This is a genomic window from Tamlana crocina, from assembly GCA_040429635.1.
GTDB lineage: Bacteria > Bacteroidota > Bacteroidia > Flavobacteriales > Flavobacteriaceae > Flavisericum > Flavisericum crocinum.
Genome location: CP158972.1, coordinates 940,001 through 956,884 on the forward strand (window position 1 = coordinate 940,001; position 16,884 = coordinate 956,884).

The following is a 16,884-nucleotide window of genomic DNA, read 5'->3' on the forward strand; positions in this document are numbered from 1 at the left end:
TTGGTTAAACTCGAAAAAAGCGTTAAGCTTACCTTATTTAAAAAATCGCAAAACTAATAGACCGTTATCTGTTTGTTTTCTTTGCCGAAGACAGGGGGTTGCTGCCACCAAACAGTACCCAGCAAATTTTGGATAAGTGGAAAGCCGACCTCGATTTTGGCGACGACCGCCCATTGTACAACCTGTTTAAACAATATTTTACACATCTGGACCAAGGTCGCGCCGGAACAACCAACAGGGCCGAAATTTACGCCTACAACGGCGGCCTGTTTAAGGAAGACAAAACCTTAGACAACCTCGATATAGATAGCGATTTATTGTTTAAGCACACCAGCAAGTTAGCCGCTTACGATTTTGAAAGCCAGGTAGACGTTAACATTTTGGGACACATTTTCGAAAACTCGTTAAACGAGATAGAGAGCGTTAATGCCGAAATTGAAGGAGCCGATTTTGATAAACAAAAGAGCAAGCGTAAAAAGGACGGGGTATTTTACACGCCCAAATACATTACCAAATACATTGTAGAAAATACCGTAGGTAAACTGTGCGAAGACAAGAAAACCCAATTGGGTTTTAAAGAAGAAGAGTATTATAAAGGGCGCAAAAACCGACAAAAAGCAACCATCGAGAAACTGGTGGGCATTTTAGATACCTATCGCGATTGGCTGCTGCAACTTACCATTTGCGATCCGGCCTGTGGCTCTGGTGCCTTTTTAAACCAAGCCCTAAACTTTTTAATAGCCGAGCACCAATACATAAACGAGCTAAAAACCAAAGTGTTGGGTGGCGGGTTTCAATTTCCGGATATAGAGAACACCATTTTGGAAAACAATATTTACGGGGTAGATTTAAACGAAGAGTCGGTTGAAATTGCCAAACTATCCCTGTGGCTGCGCACCGCACAACCCCGCCGAAAACTAAACGATCTAAGCAGCAACATAAAATGCGGCAACAGTTTAATTGATAGCAAAGCGGTGGCCGGCGACAAAGCCTTTAATTGGGAAGAACAATTTCCAAAAGTATTTGCAAAGGGTGGCTTTGATGTGGTTATTGGGAATCCGCCGTATGTTGATATTAAAGGTTTAGAACCTAACATTGTTAAGGTCTTATTTAAAAAATATGAGACAACAGAAAATAGAATTAACTTGTATTCTATTTTTATTGAAAAAGGGTTCCACTTATTAAAAGAAAGAGGTTTTTTGTCATTTATAAATCCTAATTCTATTCTCGTTAATTCATCTTACACAAAAATTAGGAAAATGCTGATTGACGATATGACAACTATAATTAAACTACCTGATGGTACTTTTGAGGATGCAATAGTCGAAACAATAATCTTTGAATTTAGAAAAGGGTCAAAATCAAAAGATGTAGATGTGATTTTATATCCAAAATCAGAAAAAATCTCTTTCGTTGATTCAAGTAGAATTGAAAAAATTTCTAAATTAAATTGGGAAAACTCCTCTTCTTTTAATTACAATATTTATGTGAATCCTAAACAATTGAAATTGCTAGAAAAAATTAGCAATGATTCAATTGAATTAGGAGAATTAGCTGATTTTACTTTGGGTATAACACCTTACGATAAATATAAAGGACATTCTCAAGAGCTAATAAAAAGTAAACAGTTTCACTCATATTTTAAAGAGGATGAGACATACAAACCATTAATATCAGGCAGTAATATCACTCGATACTTTGTTTCAGATGGAGTCTCTGAATATTTAAAGTATGGTGAATGGCTTGGTGCGCAAAGAGAAGAAAGATTCTTTTATGAGCCTAGAATTATTATTAGACAAATAGTTTCAGGTAGTCCGCCAAGAATTTATGCTGGATACACGGATAAACCTTTATATTTCACACAAATAGGTTTTGCAATAATTCCAAAATTAAAAAGCTTACCTGTGTATTCTCTTTTATGCATTATTAATTCAAAATTGATTAATTTTTATCATAAGTATAGCTTTCTTGATTTAGAAAAAGAGCTTTTTCAGAAGATTTTAATTGCAAATTGTAAAAAATTACCAATTAAAAATGTCGATTCGGATATTCAAAATAAATTCGAATTATCTTCAAAAAAAGCTATATCATTAATTGGTGATTACCATAATTTGTTGGAAAAATTCCAAAAATACCTTCAGCAAACATTCCAATTAGAAAAACTTCCCAAAAAACTACAAAACTGGCACGATCTGGAGTTTGGCGAGTTTATAAAAGAACTCAACAAAGCCATAAAGGCCAATAACAAACTACGTGTTAAAGAGGGTTTAGAAGAAGTGCCAACCCTCACCAAAAAAGATGAGTTTGAGTGGCTCGACCTTTTTGAAGAGAACAAACAAAAAGCACAAACCCTGCAACACCAAATTAACCAAACCGATAAACAAATAGACCAAATGGTTTACGAGCTTTACGGCCTTACCGAAGAAGAAATAAAAATAGTTGAGGCATCTTAAAAAAGTAATGTGCCATAAACAGATTGCTTCACTGCGCTCGCAATGACATTGCAAAAGGTATAAAAACAAAAAATCCCAAAACAAATGTTTCGGGATTTTTTTGTGGTACCTCCAGGAATCGAACCAGGGACACAAGGATTTTCAGTCCTTTGCTCTACCAACTGAGCTAAGGTACCTCGCAAAGCGGTTGCAAATATAAAATCATTTTTACTTTTCCCCAAAATAAATCGGGAAAAAATATCTCAAAAAATCTATTTTTTTGAATAGGTTTCGGTAACCTATTCAAGTTTAGTGCAATAAAAATTGAATATACCTGAAAATTGTTCGTCGTTTTGTAAATTTAGCGATTTTTAGAATTAAAATGAACTTAATTATAGATGTAGGGAATTCGTTTGTAAAGTTAGCCGTTTTTAAAGGCGAGGCCTTAAAGCACAAAACAGTGGTTAAATTAGAGGCTGTTTTGGAAGAAATAAAAGCATTGAAGCAAAATTTTCCGGCTATTAAACGCGCCATTGTGTCTTCGGTTGGTAAACTCAATTCCCATACTGCCGAGCAAATAGCCAAGCATTTCAATGTACTTGTTTTAAATTCAGAAACCAATTTGCCATTCACTAATCTGTATCAAACCCCAAAAACGTTGGGAGTAGACAGAATCGCTTTGGTGAGCGGGGCTGCAGGGCAATTTCCAAATGAAGATGTACTGATTATCGATGCAGGAACTTGCATTACCTACGATTTTATAAACTCAGAAAATGAATATTTGGGTGGCGCCATTTCACCCGGTGTACGTATGCGCTACGAAGCTTTGAATAATTTAACGGCCAATTTACCGTTATTGGATACAGAGCAGCCAAAGCACATCATTGGCGGTTCTACACAGCAATCCATCCACTCTGGTGTGGTGCACGGTATTTTAAATGAAATAGATGGAGCGGTACAAGCATATCGCCTTAAATATCCAGATTTAACAGTTATTTTAACAGGAGGCGACACTAATTTTTTGTCTAAGCAATTAAAAAGTAGCATATTTGCCAATCCTAATTTTCTTTTAGAGGGATTAAACTATATTTTACAATTTAACTCGAACGAATGATTAAAAAACTTGTATTAGTTTTTGTTTTAGTATTTTCAATTTACAGTTACGGGCAAGAAGGTACGGCTTCACCTTATTCTTTTTATGGTATTGGTAACCTTAAATTTAAGGGAACTGTTGAAAACCGCAGTATGGGTGGATTGAGCATCTATACCGATAGTATTCACGTTAATTTACGAAATCCATCGTCTTACGCAGGCGATAATGTGGGCATCTATCCTTTTGGAGGGGAAACCCGCCCGGTTAAGTTTACCGTTGGAGGGTCTTATTCTAGACGCGATCTGAAAAGCGATTCGGGTACTGCCGAAGCGTCTTCTGCAACCTTCGATTATTTAGCTATGTCGGTGCCTTTGGGGAAATTCGGGTTCGGTTTTGGCTTGTTGCCCTACACTTCCGTAGGCTATAAACTGGAATCGTTGAATGATAATGAAGATATTCAAAATAGATTTCAGGGCGAGGGTGGTGTCAATAAAGTATTTTTAGGTTTAGGTTACCAGATTGCCAAAGGCGTAACGGCAGGTATCGACGTGCATTATAACTTCGGAAACATACAAAACAGTGTTTTAAGCTATCAGTACGATAACGGTATGCCCGTGCAATACCAATCCAGTGAGCGCAACCGTTCGGATTTAAGCGGATTGAATATCAATTTGGGCGTATCGTACAAAACCATGCTTAAAAACGATTTGGAATTGGTTACTAGTGCAACATTTACCCCAGAGAGCAATTTGACTTCAAAAAATGAGAGATCCATTTCAACAGTAAGTGTGTCATCTACCGGTCAGGAGTTTGTTGTCAATACCGTCGAGACCGATTTGGAAGCCATGGGATTAAAAGAAACCGATTTGGTAATGCCATCTAAGTTGGCCTTTGGGGCCGGTATCGGAAAACCCAGAAAATGGTTTGTGGGAGCCGAAACGACATTCCAAAAAACAAGCCGTTTTTCAAATGAATTATATTCAACCAGTTCAACAACATATGAGGATGCTTATTCGTTCTCTTTAGGAGGGTTTTATATTCCCGATTACGGATCGTTCGATAGCTATTGGAAACGCATCGTTTACCGAGCCGGTTTAAGAAACGAGGAAACCGGATTGAACATCAATAATGAATCAATAAAGGAGTTTGGCATATCTTTTGGTATAGGATTACCAGTGGGAGACGCCAGATTACTGTCTAACGCCAATTTAGGGGTCGAATTCGGGAAAAGAGGAACAACAAATGGCAATTTAATACAAGAGAATTTTATTAATTTCCAATTAAGTTTATCTTTGAACGATCGATGGTTCCAAAAAAGAAAATATGATTAAAAGAACAAAATTATTACCATGAAAACTAAAATTACATTATTAGCACTTTTGTTTATTGGATTGAACTTGGGTTTTGCGCAGCAAGATGAAGAATGCATGACCAAGCTTTCCATTTTCCACGAATATACCAAAGCAAAAAATTATGATGCCGCTTACGAACCATGGATGGCCGTAAGAAACAAATGCCCTAAATTCAACAACGCCATTTATGTAGATGGCGAGAAAATATTGGAGCATAAAATTGATAATTCTACTGGAGCCGAAAAGGTAGCTTTTGTAAATGACCTAGTAAAAATGTGGGAGCAAAGAGCCGAGCATTTTGCCAGTAAAACCCCAAAGGGTGAATATGCTGCAAAAGCTTGCCAATTAATGTACGATAACCAAAAAGAATTAGGTAAAACCAAAGAGGAACTTTATGAGTGTTTCGATAATGCCTATAAATTAGATAAAGAAACATTTACAAACCCGAAAAGTATCTACACTTACTTTTCTTTGATGGTTGATTTGTTTGATGAAGGCAAAAAGCCAGCGGCTGAACTGTTCAGCAAATACGATGATGTAGTTGATAAAATTGAAGAAGAAGTAAAGAAAGATTCTGAGAAATTAAATAAACTAATTGAGAAGGAAGAAGCGGGTACGGCATTAACAAAAAAGGAAGAGAGCTACAAAAGATATTACGAAAGCTATTTAAAAGCCTACGATCAAGTATCTAGTAGTGTCGATGGTAAGTTAGGGCCAAGAGCAAACTGCGAAAACTTAATCCCTATTTTTACCAGAGATTTTGAAGCAAACAAAGACAATGCCGTTTGGTTACAAAGAGCTGCAGGGCAAATGTCGCAAAAAGAATGTACTGATGATCCGTTGTTCTTCAAGTTGGTAAATGCTTACCACGATTTAAGTCCATCAGCAAACTCAGCATATTACTTAGGTTTGTTGAAGGATAAAGAAGGAAAAACCAATGAAGCTATTGATTTCTTCGAGCAGGCTATTAGCTTAGAAACCGATAGTTTCAAAAAATCTAAATTGAATTATAGAATCGCTACCAAACTAAAGGCTAGAGGTAGCTATGGTAAAGCGAGAAATTACTATCGCCAAGCCTTAAAACTTAACCCGTCAAACGGTCGTCCTTATTTAGCTATTGCCGCGATGTACGCAGCTAGTGCCAACAACTGTGGTGAAACAACATTCGATAAAAGAGCCGTATATTGGTTAGCAGCCGATGAAGCCAAAAAAGCATCTCGAGTTGATCCAACCTTATCAAAAGCAGCAGCACAATCTGCGGCGAACTACGAGGCAAAAGCGCCTTCTAAATCAGATGTGTTTAGTTCCGGCAGATCAGGAGAAACCATCAACATAGGCTGTTGGATTGGAGCATCTGTTAAGGTGCCAAGTGTTGGAAAATAATGATTAAAAAGGTTACATACTTTATATTAAACATAGTCACAATATTTATTGTGGCTATGTTTTTTTCATGTAATAACAACTTAGATAAAGTACAGAAATTAGGCATTTCAGAAAACGAACCCATTGGTGTAGATTACAACATGAATGTAAAATATACCGATTCGGGAAGAGTTACGGCCAACTTGATCAGCACCAAAATGTTGGATTATACCAACCGCGATTTCCCTTTTAGGGAATTTGTTGACGGTGCTACACTTTACGTTTACGACAAAGACAATAAAAAGAGCACCGTTGTAGCCGATCGAGCCGTTGTTTATGAAAAAACCGGCATAATTGATATGCGAAGCAACGTGGTGATCACCACACACGACAACAGTGTGTTAAAAACCGATCAGCTTTACTACGACCAAAAAAAAGAATGGCTGTTTACCAACTTTCCGGTAGAGTTTCAAACAGAACAAGACCTTATTAAAGGTAACGGCTTCGATTCCAATTCAAAATTCACAAACGCCGAAGTGCTTGAGGTAACGGGCATCATCACATTGGAAGAATAAACCTGTAATCTCCAATTTTTTGAAAATTGAGTTCCAAAAGGTATTTGGTTTCAATTTTATTTATCTTTATACCAAATTATTCATCTATGAAATTTGCTAGAATTTTTCAATATGCCTATCTGGTTTTTGCCGTACTGTTCCTTTACGATGGCATTTCAAAATGGAACGATGGCACAAACGGTGCTTATGTGTCGTTAGCTTTAGCAGGATTGGCAGTGTTCATATTCTTCTTTAGAAGACGCTTTAGGCAAAAATATGAGAATAAAGACGGTTCAAAATAAATGAGCATTTATGTCATCATAATTATAGTGTCGCTTATCCTGTCGGCCTTTTTTTCGGGGATGGAAATCGCTTATGTGTCTTCCAATAAGATCCACATCGAAATTGAAAAAAAGCAGGATGGCTTGTTGGCCAAAGCATTGAGGAAACTTACCGCACGTCCGTCAAAATTCATAACAACCATGCTTATTGGAAACAACATAGCATTGGTGGTTTACGGGTTTTTTATGGGCGATGTTTTGGTGAATTGGTTTCAGTCGATTTTGCCAACTAATAGTGGCTTTTTAAATTATTTGCTAACCGATTTAAGTCTGTTTTCGCAAACCGTGCTCTCCACGTTGGTGATTTTGATTACTGCAGAATTCCTGCCCAAAGTATTCTTTCAAATTTATGCCAATACACTAATTAAAGCGCTGGCGATTCCGGCATACTTTTTTTATGTGATATTTACGCTGATTTCTGAATTTATCATTTGGATTTCAGACATCATTCTAAAAACCTTTTTCAAAACCGAAGGCGATCAAATTCAATTGGCATTTACAAAAGTGGAGTTGGGCAACTATATCAGCGAGCAAATGGAATCGGTGGAGGCACACGACGATGTAGATAGCGAAATCCAGATTTTTCAAAATGCTTTAGAATTTTCAGAAGTAAAAGCCCGCGAGGTGATGATTCCCCGTACCGAAATTATTGCAGTTGAAATCAACGATTCTGTGCAAAACCTGAACACACTATTTACTGAAACGGGCCGCACCAAAATACTGGTTTACAAAGATACGATTGACGATATTTTGGGCTATGTACATTCGTTCGAACTCTTTAAAAAAGCCCAAACCATAAAGGAAATACTTACCCCGGTGGAGTTTGTTCCCGAAACGGTGCTCATTAAAGATGTGCTGAGCGTGCTCACCAAAAAGCGGCGCAGTATTGCTGTGGTTTTAGATGAATACGGTGGTACTTCGGGTATTATGACGGTCGAGGATATTATTGAAGAATTGTTCGGCGAAATTGAAGACGAGCACGATTCCGATGATTCCATTGAAGAAAAATTGGATGACGATACCTATAATTTTTCCGCCAGATTGGAGGTCGATTACATCAACGAAGCTTACAAAGTGAACCTTCCAGAAAGTGAAAATTACGAAACACTTGGCGGGTTGATTGTAAACCATACCGAAGAAATTCCCGCACAAAACGAGGTGGTTAAAATCGATAAGTTTCAGTTTACTATTTTGGCTGTTTCCAACACTAAAATAGATTTGGTAGAACTGAAAGTGCAGGACGACGATTAAAAAAGTGTCCCTGTTCCGTCTATCACTTCTTTGTAAACTTCACAATAAATAAATATCCCTTTTATTATTAAATAGAAAATGGTATTTTCGCGCACGATATTTTTGTCGGTTATTGCATAATTGACACCAACTTAACAACAAATCCCAGCTTTGGGTAATTAAATTTAATTTACAAATGGCAGTTTTAAATAAGATAAGACAACGTTCACTATTCTTAATCCTAATCATAGCATTGGCGCTATTTTCTTTCGTATTGGCAGATTTGTTTAGAAACAGCGAAGCCCTTACATCGAAATCACAAAACGTTGTGGCAACTATCAACGGAAAAGACATTACCCGCGAAGACTTTTTGCAAAAAGTAGAAGCTGCACAACGTCAAGCTGGACCAAATGCAACCAACACGCAAGTAATGAACCGTGTTTGGGAGCAGGAAGTACGCCAGGCCGTTATGGAAACGCAATTTGAAGAGTTGGGTATTACGGTTGAAAAAGACCAAATCCGCGATTTGTTGAAAACAGCCTTATCGTCAAGCCCCGAGTTTTTAAACGAAGCGGGAATGTTCGACGAAAATAAATTGAACGAATACATTGCCAATTTAAAGGAGACCAGTGCTGCCGGTTACCAAAGTTGGATCAACTACGAAAAGCAATTGTCGTTAAACGCATTGAACCAAAACTACTTTAACATGGTTAAGGCGGGGTTAACGGGTACATTGACCGAAGGTGAGTTGGAGCATAAACTGGAAGGTAACAAAGTAGATATTAAATATGTTCAGGTAGCTTATAGCACGATTGCTGATAGCACGGTGCAGGTTTCAAAATCTGATATTTCAAACTATATTAAAGAGAACAAAAAGCAATTTGAAGTTGAGGAGTCGAGAGATATCCGTTACGTAAAGTTTGAAGAAACGGCCTCGGTAGAAGATGAAGCAGCGATTAAAGCCGAGTTGGAAACTTACATAAACGGGAGATTGGTTGACGAAAGAGGTAGAAAAGATACTATTGTAGCCTTTTCACAAGTAAAGGACAACGAAGAATACATCAATGTAATTGCGTCATCAGATATTAAGTTCGATGATCGTTTCGTATTCAAATCGAGTTTGCCAACCGAGTTTGCTGATGATATTTACAACCTTAACGAAGGTGAGGTTTATGGCCCATACAAACACGATGGATATTTTAAAGTATCAAAAGTGGTGGCCGTTAAGCAAATTCCAGATTCTGCTAAGGTACGTCACATATTAATTCCTTTCATTGGTGCACAAAGTGCGCAGCCAGATGTAACTCAAACCGAAGCAGAAGCAAAAGCAACAGCCGATAGCCTTTTAGCAGTATTAAAAAGAAACCGTTCTAAGTTTGAAGATTTTGTTACTGAGTTTTCTTCTGATCAAGGAAGTGTTAATAATGGAGGGCGTTACGATTGGCATCCATACAACACTATGGTTCCTGAATTTAACGAATTCGAGTTCGAAGGTAAAACTGGAGATTTGGGCGTTGTAAAAACTATTTTCGGTTTCCATATTATTGAAATCGAAGGACAAAAAGATAAAAAGAAAGCCGTACAAGTAGGTACTATTGCCAGAACAATTGAGCCTTCTGAAACTACAAGCAACAAAGTGTTTAGAGATGCCTCAAACTTCGAGATTGAAGCTGGAAAAGACGATTTTGAAGCCGTTGCCAAAGAAAACAACTTTGCCGTTCGCCCGGTAAATGGTATTAAGGCTTTGGATGAAAGTATTCCAGGTGTTGGTAATCAGCGTCCTATTGTGCGTTGGGCATTCAACGAAGATTCTGAAACGGGCGATATAAAGCGTTTCAATGTGCCAGGCGGATATGTTATCGCACAATTGGTAGCCAAGCACGAGGCGGGGTTAATGTCGGTTGAAGATGCTACTGCACGTGTGTTGCCAATCATCAAAAAAGAGAAAAAAGCTGAAATTATTAGAGACCGTATTTCTGCGAGTACTTTAGAAGATTTAGCTGCTGCTGAAAATACCACTGTAAGAACAGCCAATGGCGTTAATATGAAAAGTCCAACCATTTCTGGGGCTGGTCGAGAGCCATTAGTTGTTGGTGCTGCATTTGGATTGGAAGAAGGTGAAACCTCTAATTTAATTGATGGGGCAAATGGAGTTTATTTGATTCAGGTAGTTAAAAAGACACCAGCTGTTGAGTTAGATAACTACCAAGCAGCGGCCAATAGAGTGGAGATTCAAAAGTCAAGTGCTGCAAACTCCAAAGTTTATAACGCATTAAAAGAAGCTGCCGATATTGAAGATAACCGTGTAAAAATTCAAATTCAGTAAAAAGTAGTTTTAAATAATATTAGTATGAAAAACAAAAAGCTCCGCGACGCGGAGCTTTTTGTTTTTCATACGTGTTCATTGTCATTTCGAACGAAGAGAGAAATCACATTCCGTTTTAAATCAACTAGATTTAAAGTATATGAATGATTTCAATAGAAAAAGTTCAATCACAAAATCATTTCCGAGTAGGGAATAACCGTGTCAAACCCTTTTTGCTTAAAATAGTTTGTCGGGTTACTTTTTGAAGTCACTAAAACAAAATCGCCGCCCCAAGCACCAAGGCTTTTAACAGCGCCTTCAAAATCATTAAAAAGTAAACGTTTTACAGTAGTTTGATTGGTTATTTTACTGATAATATTCTCATGCGAGTAGAGCAGGACTTCATAATCTTCAAGGTTTTCTACCGAAAGCATTTTTTTGGTAATGCTATTCAAATCTGTAATCAATGCTGTTGAGTTGCCTTTATTGGCATGGTAGTGTTTTATGCCGTCACGACTATTTTGTTTTTGATTTAAATAGACAAAATATAAATGGTCTTTAAAAGATGGGTTAAAATGCACTTGATTAACCACAGGTTTTCCATTAATAAGCTGATAGGTAATGGGGTTATTGTTTTGCGCGCAAGCAATGTCGTAGCCGCTACCACCAAAGGTGTTTTTTAAAAGTAGGTAAGGGTCAACACCTGCCCATTGGGCTAAATTGTTTATTAAAGTAGAGGAAGTACCCAAACCCCAATGTCTTGGAAAATCTAGTGTTGTGGTGATTTTAAAACCGTTGGATGAATTTAAAAACTCGGGATTTAAGGTTTTGGCAGCGTTTAAAATTTGAAAAAGTCGTTTGGAAACGTCATGACGAGGACTGAGCGACGTGTTGATTTCATCAATTTTAAACTCGTCCTCAAACCAAATCATACCTTTTTCGTCTAAACTTCGCCAAATGATTTTGGGTTCTTTAATCAGTTCCACCCGTAGCGATTGCCCGAATTTAGTAGGCACGGCAAGCGATAGCGCTCCGTCGAGTACGACGTATTCTCCAGTGAGCAGTAGTTTGCCATTGCTATGAAATTTTTCCAACTCTTAACTCTTAACTCTTAACTTGTTTATCGCTTCGGTAACGGCGCTATGCGTCACCGTATTGTCTTTAAAATGTTCGGTGAGCGTCTTTTTTTCACTATCGGTAGCTTCAAACTGATTCAAAATATTCATCAAGTGCATTTTCATGTGTCCCTGCTGAATGCCGGTAGTGATTAGCGAACTCACCGCTGCAAAGTTTTGTGCCAATCCGGCAACGGCCACAATTTGCATCAATTCTTTGGCAGAAGGGTTATGCAAGAGTTCCAAGGCCAATTTTACCAAAGGATGCAAACCGGTCAATCCGCCCACGGTGCCCAATGCTAAAGGAATCTCTATCCAAAAGCTAAACACGCCTTTTTCCACTTTGGCGTGACTCAAACTGCTATATTGGCCGTTTCGTGAAGCATAGGCATGCACACCGGCTTCCACCGCTCTAAAATCGTTTCCAGTGGCCAAAACAACGGCATCAATACCATTCATGATGCCTTTATTATGTGTTACGGCGCGATAAGGTTCTACTTCGGCAATGTTTACGGCCTGCACAAATTTATGGGCAAAAGCTTCACCCGAAATAGAATTTTGTGCCAAATCTTCCACCTTGCAGCTCACTCCAGCACATACTAAACAGTCGGGAACGTAATTCGATAAAATGCTCATCACCACCTCAATTTGTTTTTCTTCCTCAGAAAACAAATCAAAATTCAGGGCTTGTTCTTTAAGCGTTTTTGCAAACTGCTCCAAACACGAATTGATAAAATTCGCGCCCATAGCATTTAAGGTTTCAAAAGACACGTGCAACTGGTAATAGTTGGGGATGTCGTTTGTTTTGTCGCGCAATTCAATATCCAAAATGCCACCACCACGTTTTCTCATGTTTTTGGTAATGGCTTCTGAATCCTCAAAAAACTGGGATTTTATTTGCGTGAAAAACTGCTTTAGTTTTTCAAAATCACCATTAAAAATAAAATGAACCTGACCGATTTTTGTGGTGGAAATCACTTCGGTTTTAAATCCGCCGCGGTCCAACCAAAATTTGGCCGCTTTACTGGCCGCCGCTACTACGGAGCTTTCCTCGATGGCCATCGGGATGGTGTAAAGCTTATCATTAATTAAAAAATTTGGTGCCACACCCAACGGCAAATAGTAGTTGGTAATGGTGTTTTCAATAAACTCATCGTGCAGTTGTTGCAATTTTTCGTTACTGTTCCAATATTGTTTTAAGGTACTTTTGGCATCATTGGCATTCGAAAAATAGGTGTTCACAATCCAATCGATTTTTTTCGATTTCGATAATTTTGAAAAGCCTGCAATGGGTTTGCTCATAATTTTTTAAATTAACTGTGCAAAGATACCACTCTTGTTATGAAAAAGGAACCATGTACTAAAAACCACGTTATTTAAGTGTTAATATTTGTTTTTTTTGAAGAATTTTTAGTAAAATTGACATCCTTTTATGAAAAAAATATTTTTTTTGATGAAACACCTAAAATTTTCATTTTACGTTTGCCTGTTTGTAACTTCAATATTGTCAGCGCAAACCAAAGAAATTACCCTTGAAGACATTTGGAAATACGGCACTTTTAGAACCCAATATATGGATGCCCTGCATTCTATGGCCAACGGACGCCAATATTCGGTTTTAAATTTCGATAGGGAAACGCGCAGCACTTCCATCGATATTTACGACTACAAAACGCTTAAAAAAGTGAAGACTTTGGTGACTTCGGCCAATCTTGACCAAATCCCATATTTTACCGATTACACCTTTAGCAAAGACGAAGAAAAAGTGATTTTGGCCACCAATGAAGAAGCCATTTACCGAAGATCGGCATTGGGGAATTATTTTATTTATGATATCAAATCGGGCGATTTAACCCTAATTGATGAAGATAAAATCCAGGAACCCACCTTTTCTCCCGACGGAACCAAAGTGGCGTTTGTAAAGCAGAACAATATTTATGTTTTTAATTTGAATAATGGGGAAACCACGCAAGTTACTTCCGATGGAAAAAAGAATGAAATCATCAACGGGATTACCGATTGGGTTTATGAGGAAGAATTTGCCTTTGTCCGCGCGTTCGATTGGAATGCTGATAGTGACAAAATCGCATTTATCCGATTTGATGAAACCCAGGTGCCAGAGTTCTCCATGGATGTTTACGGCACCGAACTTTACCAAACCCAGCAAGTGTTTAAATACCCCAAGGCGGGCGAAGCCAACTCAAAAGTATCACTTCATATTTACGATGTTGAAAGCGGAAATATTAAGGATGTTAAAGTTGATAAAGCTTATACCGATTTTTATATCCCAAGAATAAAATGGACAAAGAAGGCCAACGTGTTGAGTGCCCAATACATTAATAGACATCAAAACGAATTGGATTTGTGGCTTATTGATGCCAAAACGAATACCTCTAAATTGGTGCTTGCCGAAACCGATGACGCTTATGTAGATGTTACGGACAACCTCACTTTTTTAAAGGACAATAGTTTTATTTGGACGAGTGAAAAAGATGGTTTCAATCACATTTACCATTACAATGAAAATGGAACGCTGATAAACCAAGTCACCAAAGGGAATTGGGAAGTAACCGATTACTACGGTTATGATGCTGATAACAATACCATTTTCTATCAATCAACCGAAAACGGTTCAATTAACAGAGATGTATATTCCATCAAATTGAATGGAAGAAATAAGGAACGGCTCACCAAAAATGAAGGCACAAACAGTGCGGCCTTTAGTGCCGATTTTTCATATTTCATCAATACGTTTTCCAATGCTACAACGCCACCGGAATATACCTTGAATAGCGCCTCATCCGGAAATGTTATAAAAAGCATCAAGGATAATGACGAACTTTCACAAAAGCTTTCAGATTACAAAACTTCCGAGAAGGAATTTAGCACCATCAACGTAAACGGCAATGACCTCAATATGTGGATGATAAAGCCGGCCGATTTCGATACGAATAAAGAATATCCGTTGTTGATGTATCAATACTCTGGGCCAGGTTCGCAAGAGGTGGCCAATCACTGGAATTCGGCAAACGATTATTGGTATCAACATTTGGCACAGCAAGGCTATATTATTGTGTGTGTTGATGGTAGAGGCACAGGATTTAAAGGGGCAGAATTTAAAAAAGTAACCCAAAAGGAACTGGGTAAATATGAAGTTGAAGATCAAATTGCAGCAGCCAAAAAGCTGGGCGGCTTACCTTATATCGATAAAAGCAGAATAGGAATTTGGGGCTGGAGCTTCGGTGGGTTTATGAGTAGCAATGCCCTATTTAAAGGCAACGATGTGTTTAAAATGGCGATTGCCGTGGCGCCCGTTAGTAGCTGGAGGTTTTACGACACTATTTACACCGAACGTTACATGACCACCCCTCAGGAAAACCCAACGGGTTACGACGAGAATTCTCCCATAAACCATGTAAACAAACTGAAGGGCGGTTTTCTTTTAGTGCACGGTTCGGCCGACGACAATGTACATTTGCAAAATACTATGCGATTGGCCGAGGCTTTAATTCAGGCGGATAAACAATTCGATTGGGCGGTGTACCCCGATAAAAACCATGGGATTTATGGTGGAAACACTAGGCTTCATTTGTATAAAAAAATGACTCATTTTATAAATGAAAACCTTGGGGATAAAATTAAAAAGGAAGAAGAGAAAGCGTTGGAACAAGTAAAGATTAAAGGATAAATAAAAATAAATTTATGACGAATACGACTGGAATTAAACAAAAGGAATTATTTGGGCACCCAGTAGGGTTATATGTATTGTTTTTTACCGAAATGTGGGAACGTTTTTCATATTACGGTATGCGAGCAATATTGGTGCTTTATTTGGTGGCTCAGGCCCAAGGGGAGAATGCTGGGTTGGGATGGTCCAATGGTGAGGCACTTGCCCTTTATGGGTGGTACACCATGCTGGTTTATGTAGCTTCAATTCCAGGCGGATGGATTGCCGATAAATTTTTGGGCCAAAAGAAATCTGTGCTTTACGGGGGAATTCTTTTGGTAGCTGGCCATACTATTTTGGCCATAGAGGAAATGTGGGCGTTTTATTCCGGTTTAGGTTTAATTATTGCCGGTGTAGGTATGCTAAAGCCCAATATTTCTACTATGGTGGGGGGCTTATATAAACAAGGCGATATTAGAAGAGATAAAGGTTTTACCATTTTTTACATAGGTATAAATGTTGGAGCTTTCTTATCGAGTTTAATAGTAGGTTACGTAGGCGAGGTGCATGGTTGGCATTATGGTTTTGGTTTGGCTGGAATAGGAATGGCTTTAGGTTTAATCCAATATCTTATTGGCCAAAAGCATTTAAAGCATGTAGGCAACTTTAGTGGGAATTCTGAAAATGAAGAAGAAAAAGCGGCCATGAAAAGACCGTTGACCAAAGTAGAAAAAGACCGCGTCGTGGTTCTATTTATTTCGTTTTTACTGGTAATTGTTTTTTGGGGCTCTTTTGAGCAAGCTGGCGGATTAATGAATATTTACGCTAAGGAAAATACCAATAGGATGTTTATGGGCTGGGAGGTTCCCGCTACGTGGTTTCAATCATTAAATGCGATGTTCATTATATTTTTGGGTACATCGGTGGCCGCATTTTGGGCAAGACGAAAGCTAAAAGGAAAAATTTCCACTTCATTATTTAAAATGATTGTGGGGCTGATTATTATGGGAACAGGCTTCTTTTTTATGTCGGCTGCTTCGACACAGTTCGAAAGTACTGGGTCTTCCGCCATGTATTGGTTGGTACTGGCTTATTTATTCCATACTGTAGGCGAACTATGTATTTCTCCTGTGGCCTTGTCGTACATCACGAAGTTGGCTCCGTTAAAGTACGCTTCACTTATGATGGGCGTATATTTTGCTATGACGGGCTTTGGTAACAAATTGGCTGGTCTGTTAGGAGAGGCTTCCGAAAGCTTAGGAGAGTTTGCCATTTTCACCGGAATAGCTGTCTTTTGTGTTGCGTTCGGGGCACTTGTTATGGTGTTTAGAAACAAGCTGGAAAAGTTAACCCATGGGGCCGAAGACAATGAAAGGGAAATGTTGGAACAAGAACCTTATGAACTGGCCGATCCAGAAATAAACTAATATTTA

At 38.3% G+C, this 16,884-nt stretch carries 12 protein-coding genes and 1 tRNA gene; 10 read left to right on the plus strand and 3 right to left on the minus strand.

What is annotated here, in order from left to right; genetic code table 11:
• Positions 1 to 128 precede the first annotated feature (128 nt).
• Positions 129 to 2,453 carry an N-6 DNA methylase gene (locus ABI125_04195; protein XCF07060.1) on the plus strand — a complete coding sequence of 775 codons (2,325 nt, stop codon included), beginning with the start codon at positions 129 to 131 and terminating at the stop codon, positions 2,451 to 2,453.
• Positions 2,454 to 2,556: 103 nt separating this feature from the next.
• Here the strand turns inward: ABI125_04195 and ABI125_04200 are convergent.
• Positions 2,557 to 2,629, minus strand: a tRNA-Phe gene (locus tag ABI125_04200).
• A 185-nt stretch (positions 2,630 to 2,814) separates the two neighbouring features.
• Here ABI125_04200 and ABI125_04205 point away from each other — a divergent pair.
• From ABI125_04205 to ABI125_04235, 7 genes are all read left to right on the plus strand, one after another.
• On the plus strand, positions 2,815 to 3,546 hold the full coding sequence (locus ABI125_04205) for a type III pantothenate kinase (GenBank protein XCF07061.1): 732 nt from the start codon (positions 2,815 to 2,817) through the stop codon (positions 3,544 to 3,546).
• Complete coding sequence (locus tag ABI125_04210; protein XCF07062.1) at positions 3,543 to 4,856, plus strand: hypothetical protein; 1,314 nt, start codon at positions 3,543 to 3,545, stop codon at positions 4,854 to 4,856. The genes ABI125_04205 and ABI125_04210 overlap by 4 nt, the downstream gene beginning before the upstream one ends.
• A gap of 18 nt (positions 4,857 to 4,874) precedes the next feature.
• Positions 4,875 to 6,260, plus strand: a complete 1,386-nt coding sequence (locus ABI125_04215) for a hypothetical protein (GenBank protein ID XCF07063.1) — start codon at positions 4,875 to 4,877, stop codon at positions 6,258 to 6,260.
• Positions 6,261 to 6,316: 56 nt separating this feature from the next.
• A complete protein-coding gene (gene lptC / locus ABI125_04220) occupies positions 6,317 to 6,814 on the plus strand; it encodes an LPS export ABC transporter periplasmic protein LptC (protein ID XCF07064.1) in 498 nt (165 codons plus the stop codon).
• A gap of 86 nt (positions 6,815 to 6,900) precedes the next feature.
• Positions 6,901 to 7,095 carry a hypothetical protein gene (locus ABI125_04225; protein ID XCF07065.1) on the plus strand — a complete coding sequence of 65 codons (195 nt, stop codon included), beginning with the start codon at positions 6,901 to 6,903 and terminating at the stop codon, positions 7,093 to 7,095.
• Positions 7,096 to 8,385, plus strand: coding sequence for a hemolysin family protein (locus ABI125_04230; protein ID XCF07066.1), 1,290 nt, complete (start codon positions 7,096 to 7,098; stop codon positions 8,383 to 8,385).
• A gap of 175 nt (positions 8,386 to 8,560) precedes the next feature.
• Positions 8,561 to 10,690: a SurA N-terminal domain-containing protein gene (locus ABI125_04235; protein XCF07067.1), complete on the plus strand. Its 2,130-nt coding sequence runs from the start codon at positions 8,561 to 8,563 to the stop codon at positions 10,688 to 10,690.
• 167 nt (positions 10,691 to 10,857) lie between these two features.
• Here ABI125_04235 and ABI125_04240 read toward each other — a convergent pair whose 3' ends face one another.
• Both ABI125_04240 and ABI125_04245 read right to left on the minus strand, forming a co-directional pair.
• The gene (locus ABI125_04240; protein ID XCF07068.1) at positions 10,858 to 11,763 is read right to left on the minus strand and encodes a GYDIA family GHMP kinase; all 906 of its coding nucleotides are present in this window, start codon (positions 11,761 to 11,763) and stop codon (positions 10,858 to 10,860) included.
• 3 nt (positions 11,764 to 11,766) lie between these two features.
• On the minus strand, positions 11,767 to 13,086 hold the full coding sequence (locus tag ABI125_04245; protein XCF07069.1) for a hydroxymethylglutaryl-CoA reductase, degradative: 1,320 nt from the start codon (positions 13,084 to 13,086) through the stop codon (positions 11,767 to 11,769).
• 151 nt (positions 13,087 to 13,237) lie between these two features.
• Here ABI125_04245 and ABI125_04250 point away from each other — a divergent pair, with 151 nt between their 5' ends.
• Together ABI125_04250 and ABI125_04255 are read left to right on the plus strand one after the other, a co-directional pair.
• On the plus strand, positions 13,238 to 15,472 hold the full coding sequence (locus tag ABI125_04250) for a S9 family peptidase (GenBank protein ID XCF07070.1): 2,235 nt from the start codon (positions 13,238 to 13,240) through the stop codon (positions 15,470 to 15,472).
• A gap of 14 nt (positions 15,473 to 15,486) precedes the next feature.
• Positions 15,487 to 16,878 (plus strand): peptide MFS transporter, encoded by a 1,392-nt coding sequence (locus ABI125_04255; GenBank protein XCF07071.1) that lies wholly within the window; start codon positions 15,487 to 15,489, stop codon positions 16,876 to 16,878.
• The last annotated feature ends 6 nt before the right edge of the window (positions 16,879 to 16,884 follow it).

Coding starts and splice junctions, on each gene's coding strand:
- ABI125_04245 (XCF07069.1), bottom strand. CDS start 13,086: ATGAGCAAACCCATTGCAGGCTTTTCAAAATTATCGAAATCGAAAAAA.
- lptC (XCF07064.1), top strand. CDS start 6,317: ATGTTTTTTTCATGTAATAACAACTTAGATAAAGTACAGAAATTAGGC.
- ABI125_04205 (XCF07061.1), top strand. CDS start 2,815: ATGAACTTAATTATAGATGTAGGGAATTCGTTTGTAAAGTTAGCCGTT.
- ABI125_04250 (XCF07070.1), top strand. CDS start 13,238: ATGAAACACCTAAAATTTTCATTTTACGTTTGCCTGTTTGTAACTTCA.
- ABI125_04210 (XCF07062.1), top strand. CDS start 3,543: ATGATTAAAAAACTTGTATTAGTTTTTGTTTTAGTATTTTCAATTTAC.
- ABI125_04215 (XCF07063.1), top strand. CDS start 4,875: ATGAAAACTAAAATTACATTATTAGCACTTTTGTTTATTGGATTGAAC.
- ABI125_04255 (XCF07071.1), top strand. CDS start 15,487: ATGACGAATACGACTGGAATTAAACAAAAGGAATTATTTGGGCACCCA.
- ABI125_04235 (XCF07067.1), top strand. CDS start 8,561: ATGGCAGTTTTAAATAAGATAAGACAACGTTCACTATTCTTAATCCTA.
- ABI125_04225 (XCF07065.1), top strand. CDS start 6,901: ATGAAATTTGCTAGAATTTTTCAATATGCCTATCTGGTTTTTGCCGTA.
- ABI125_04230 (XCF07066.1), top strand. CDS start 7,096: ATGAGCATTTATGTCATCATAATTATAGTGTCGCTTATCCTGTCGGCC.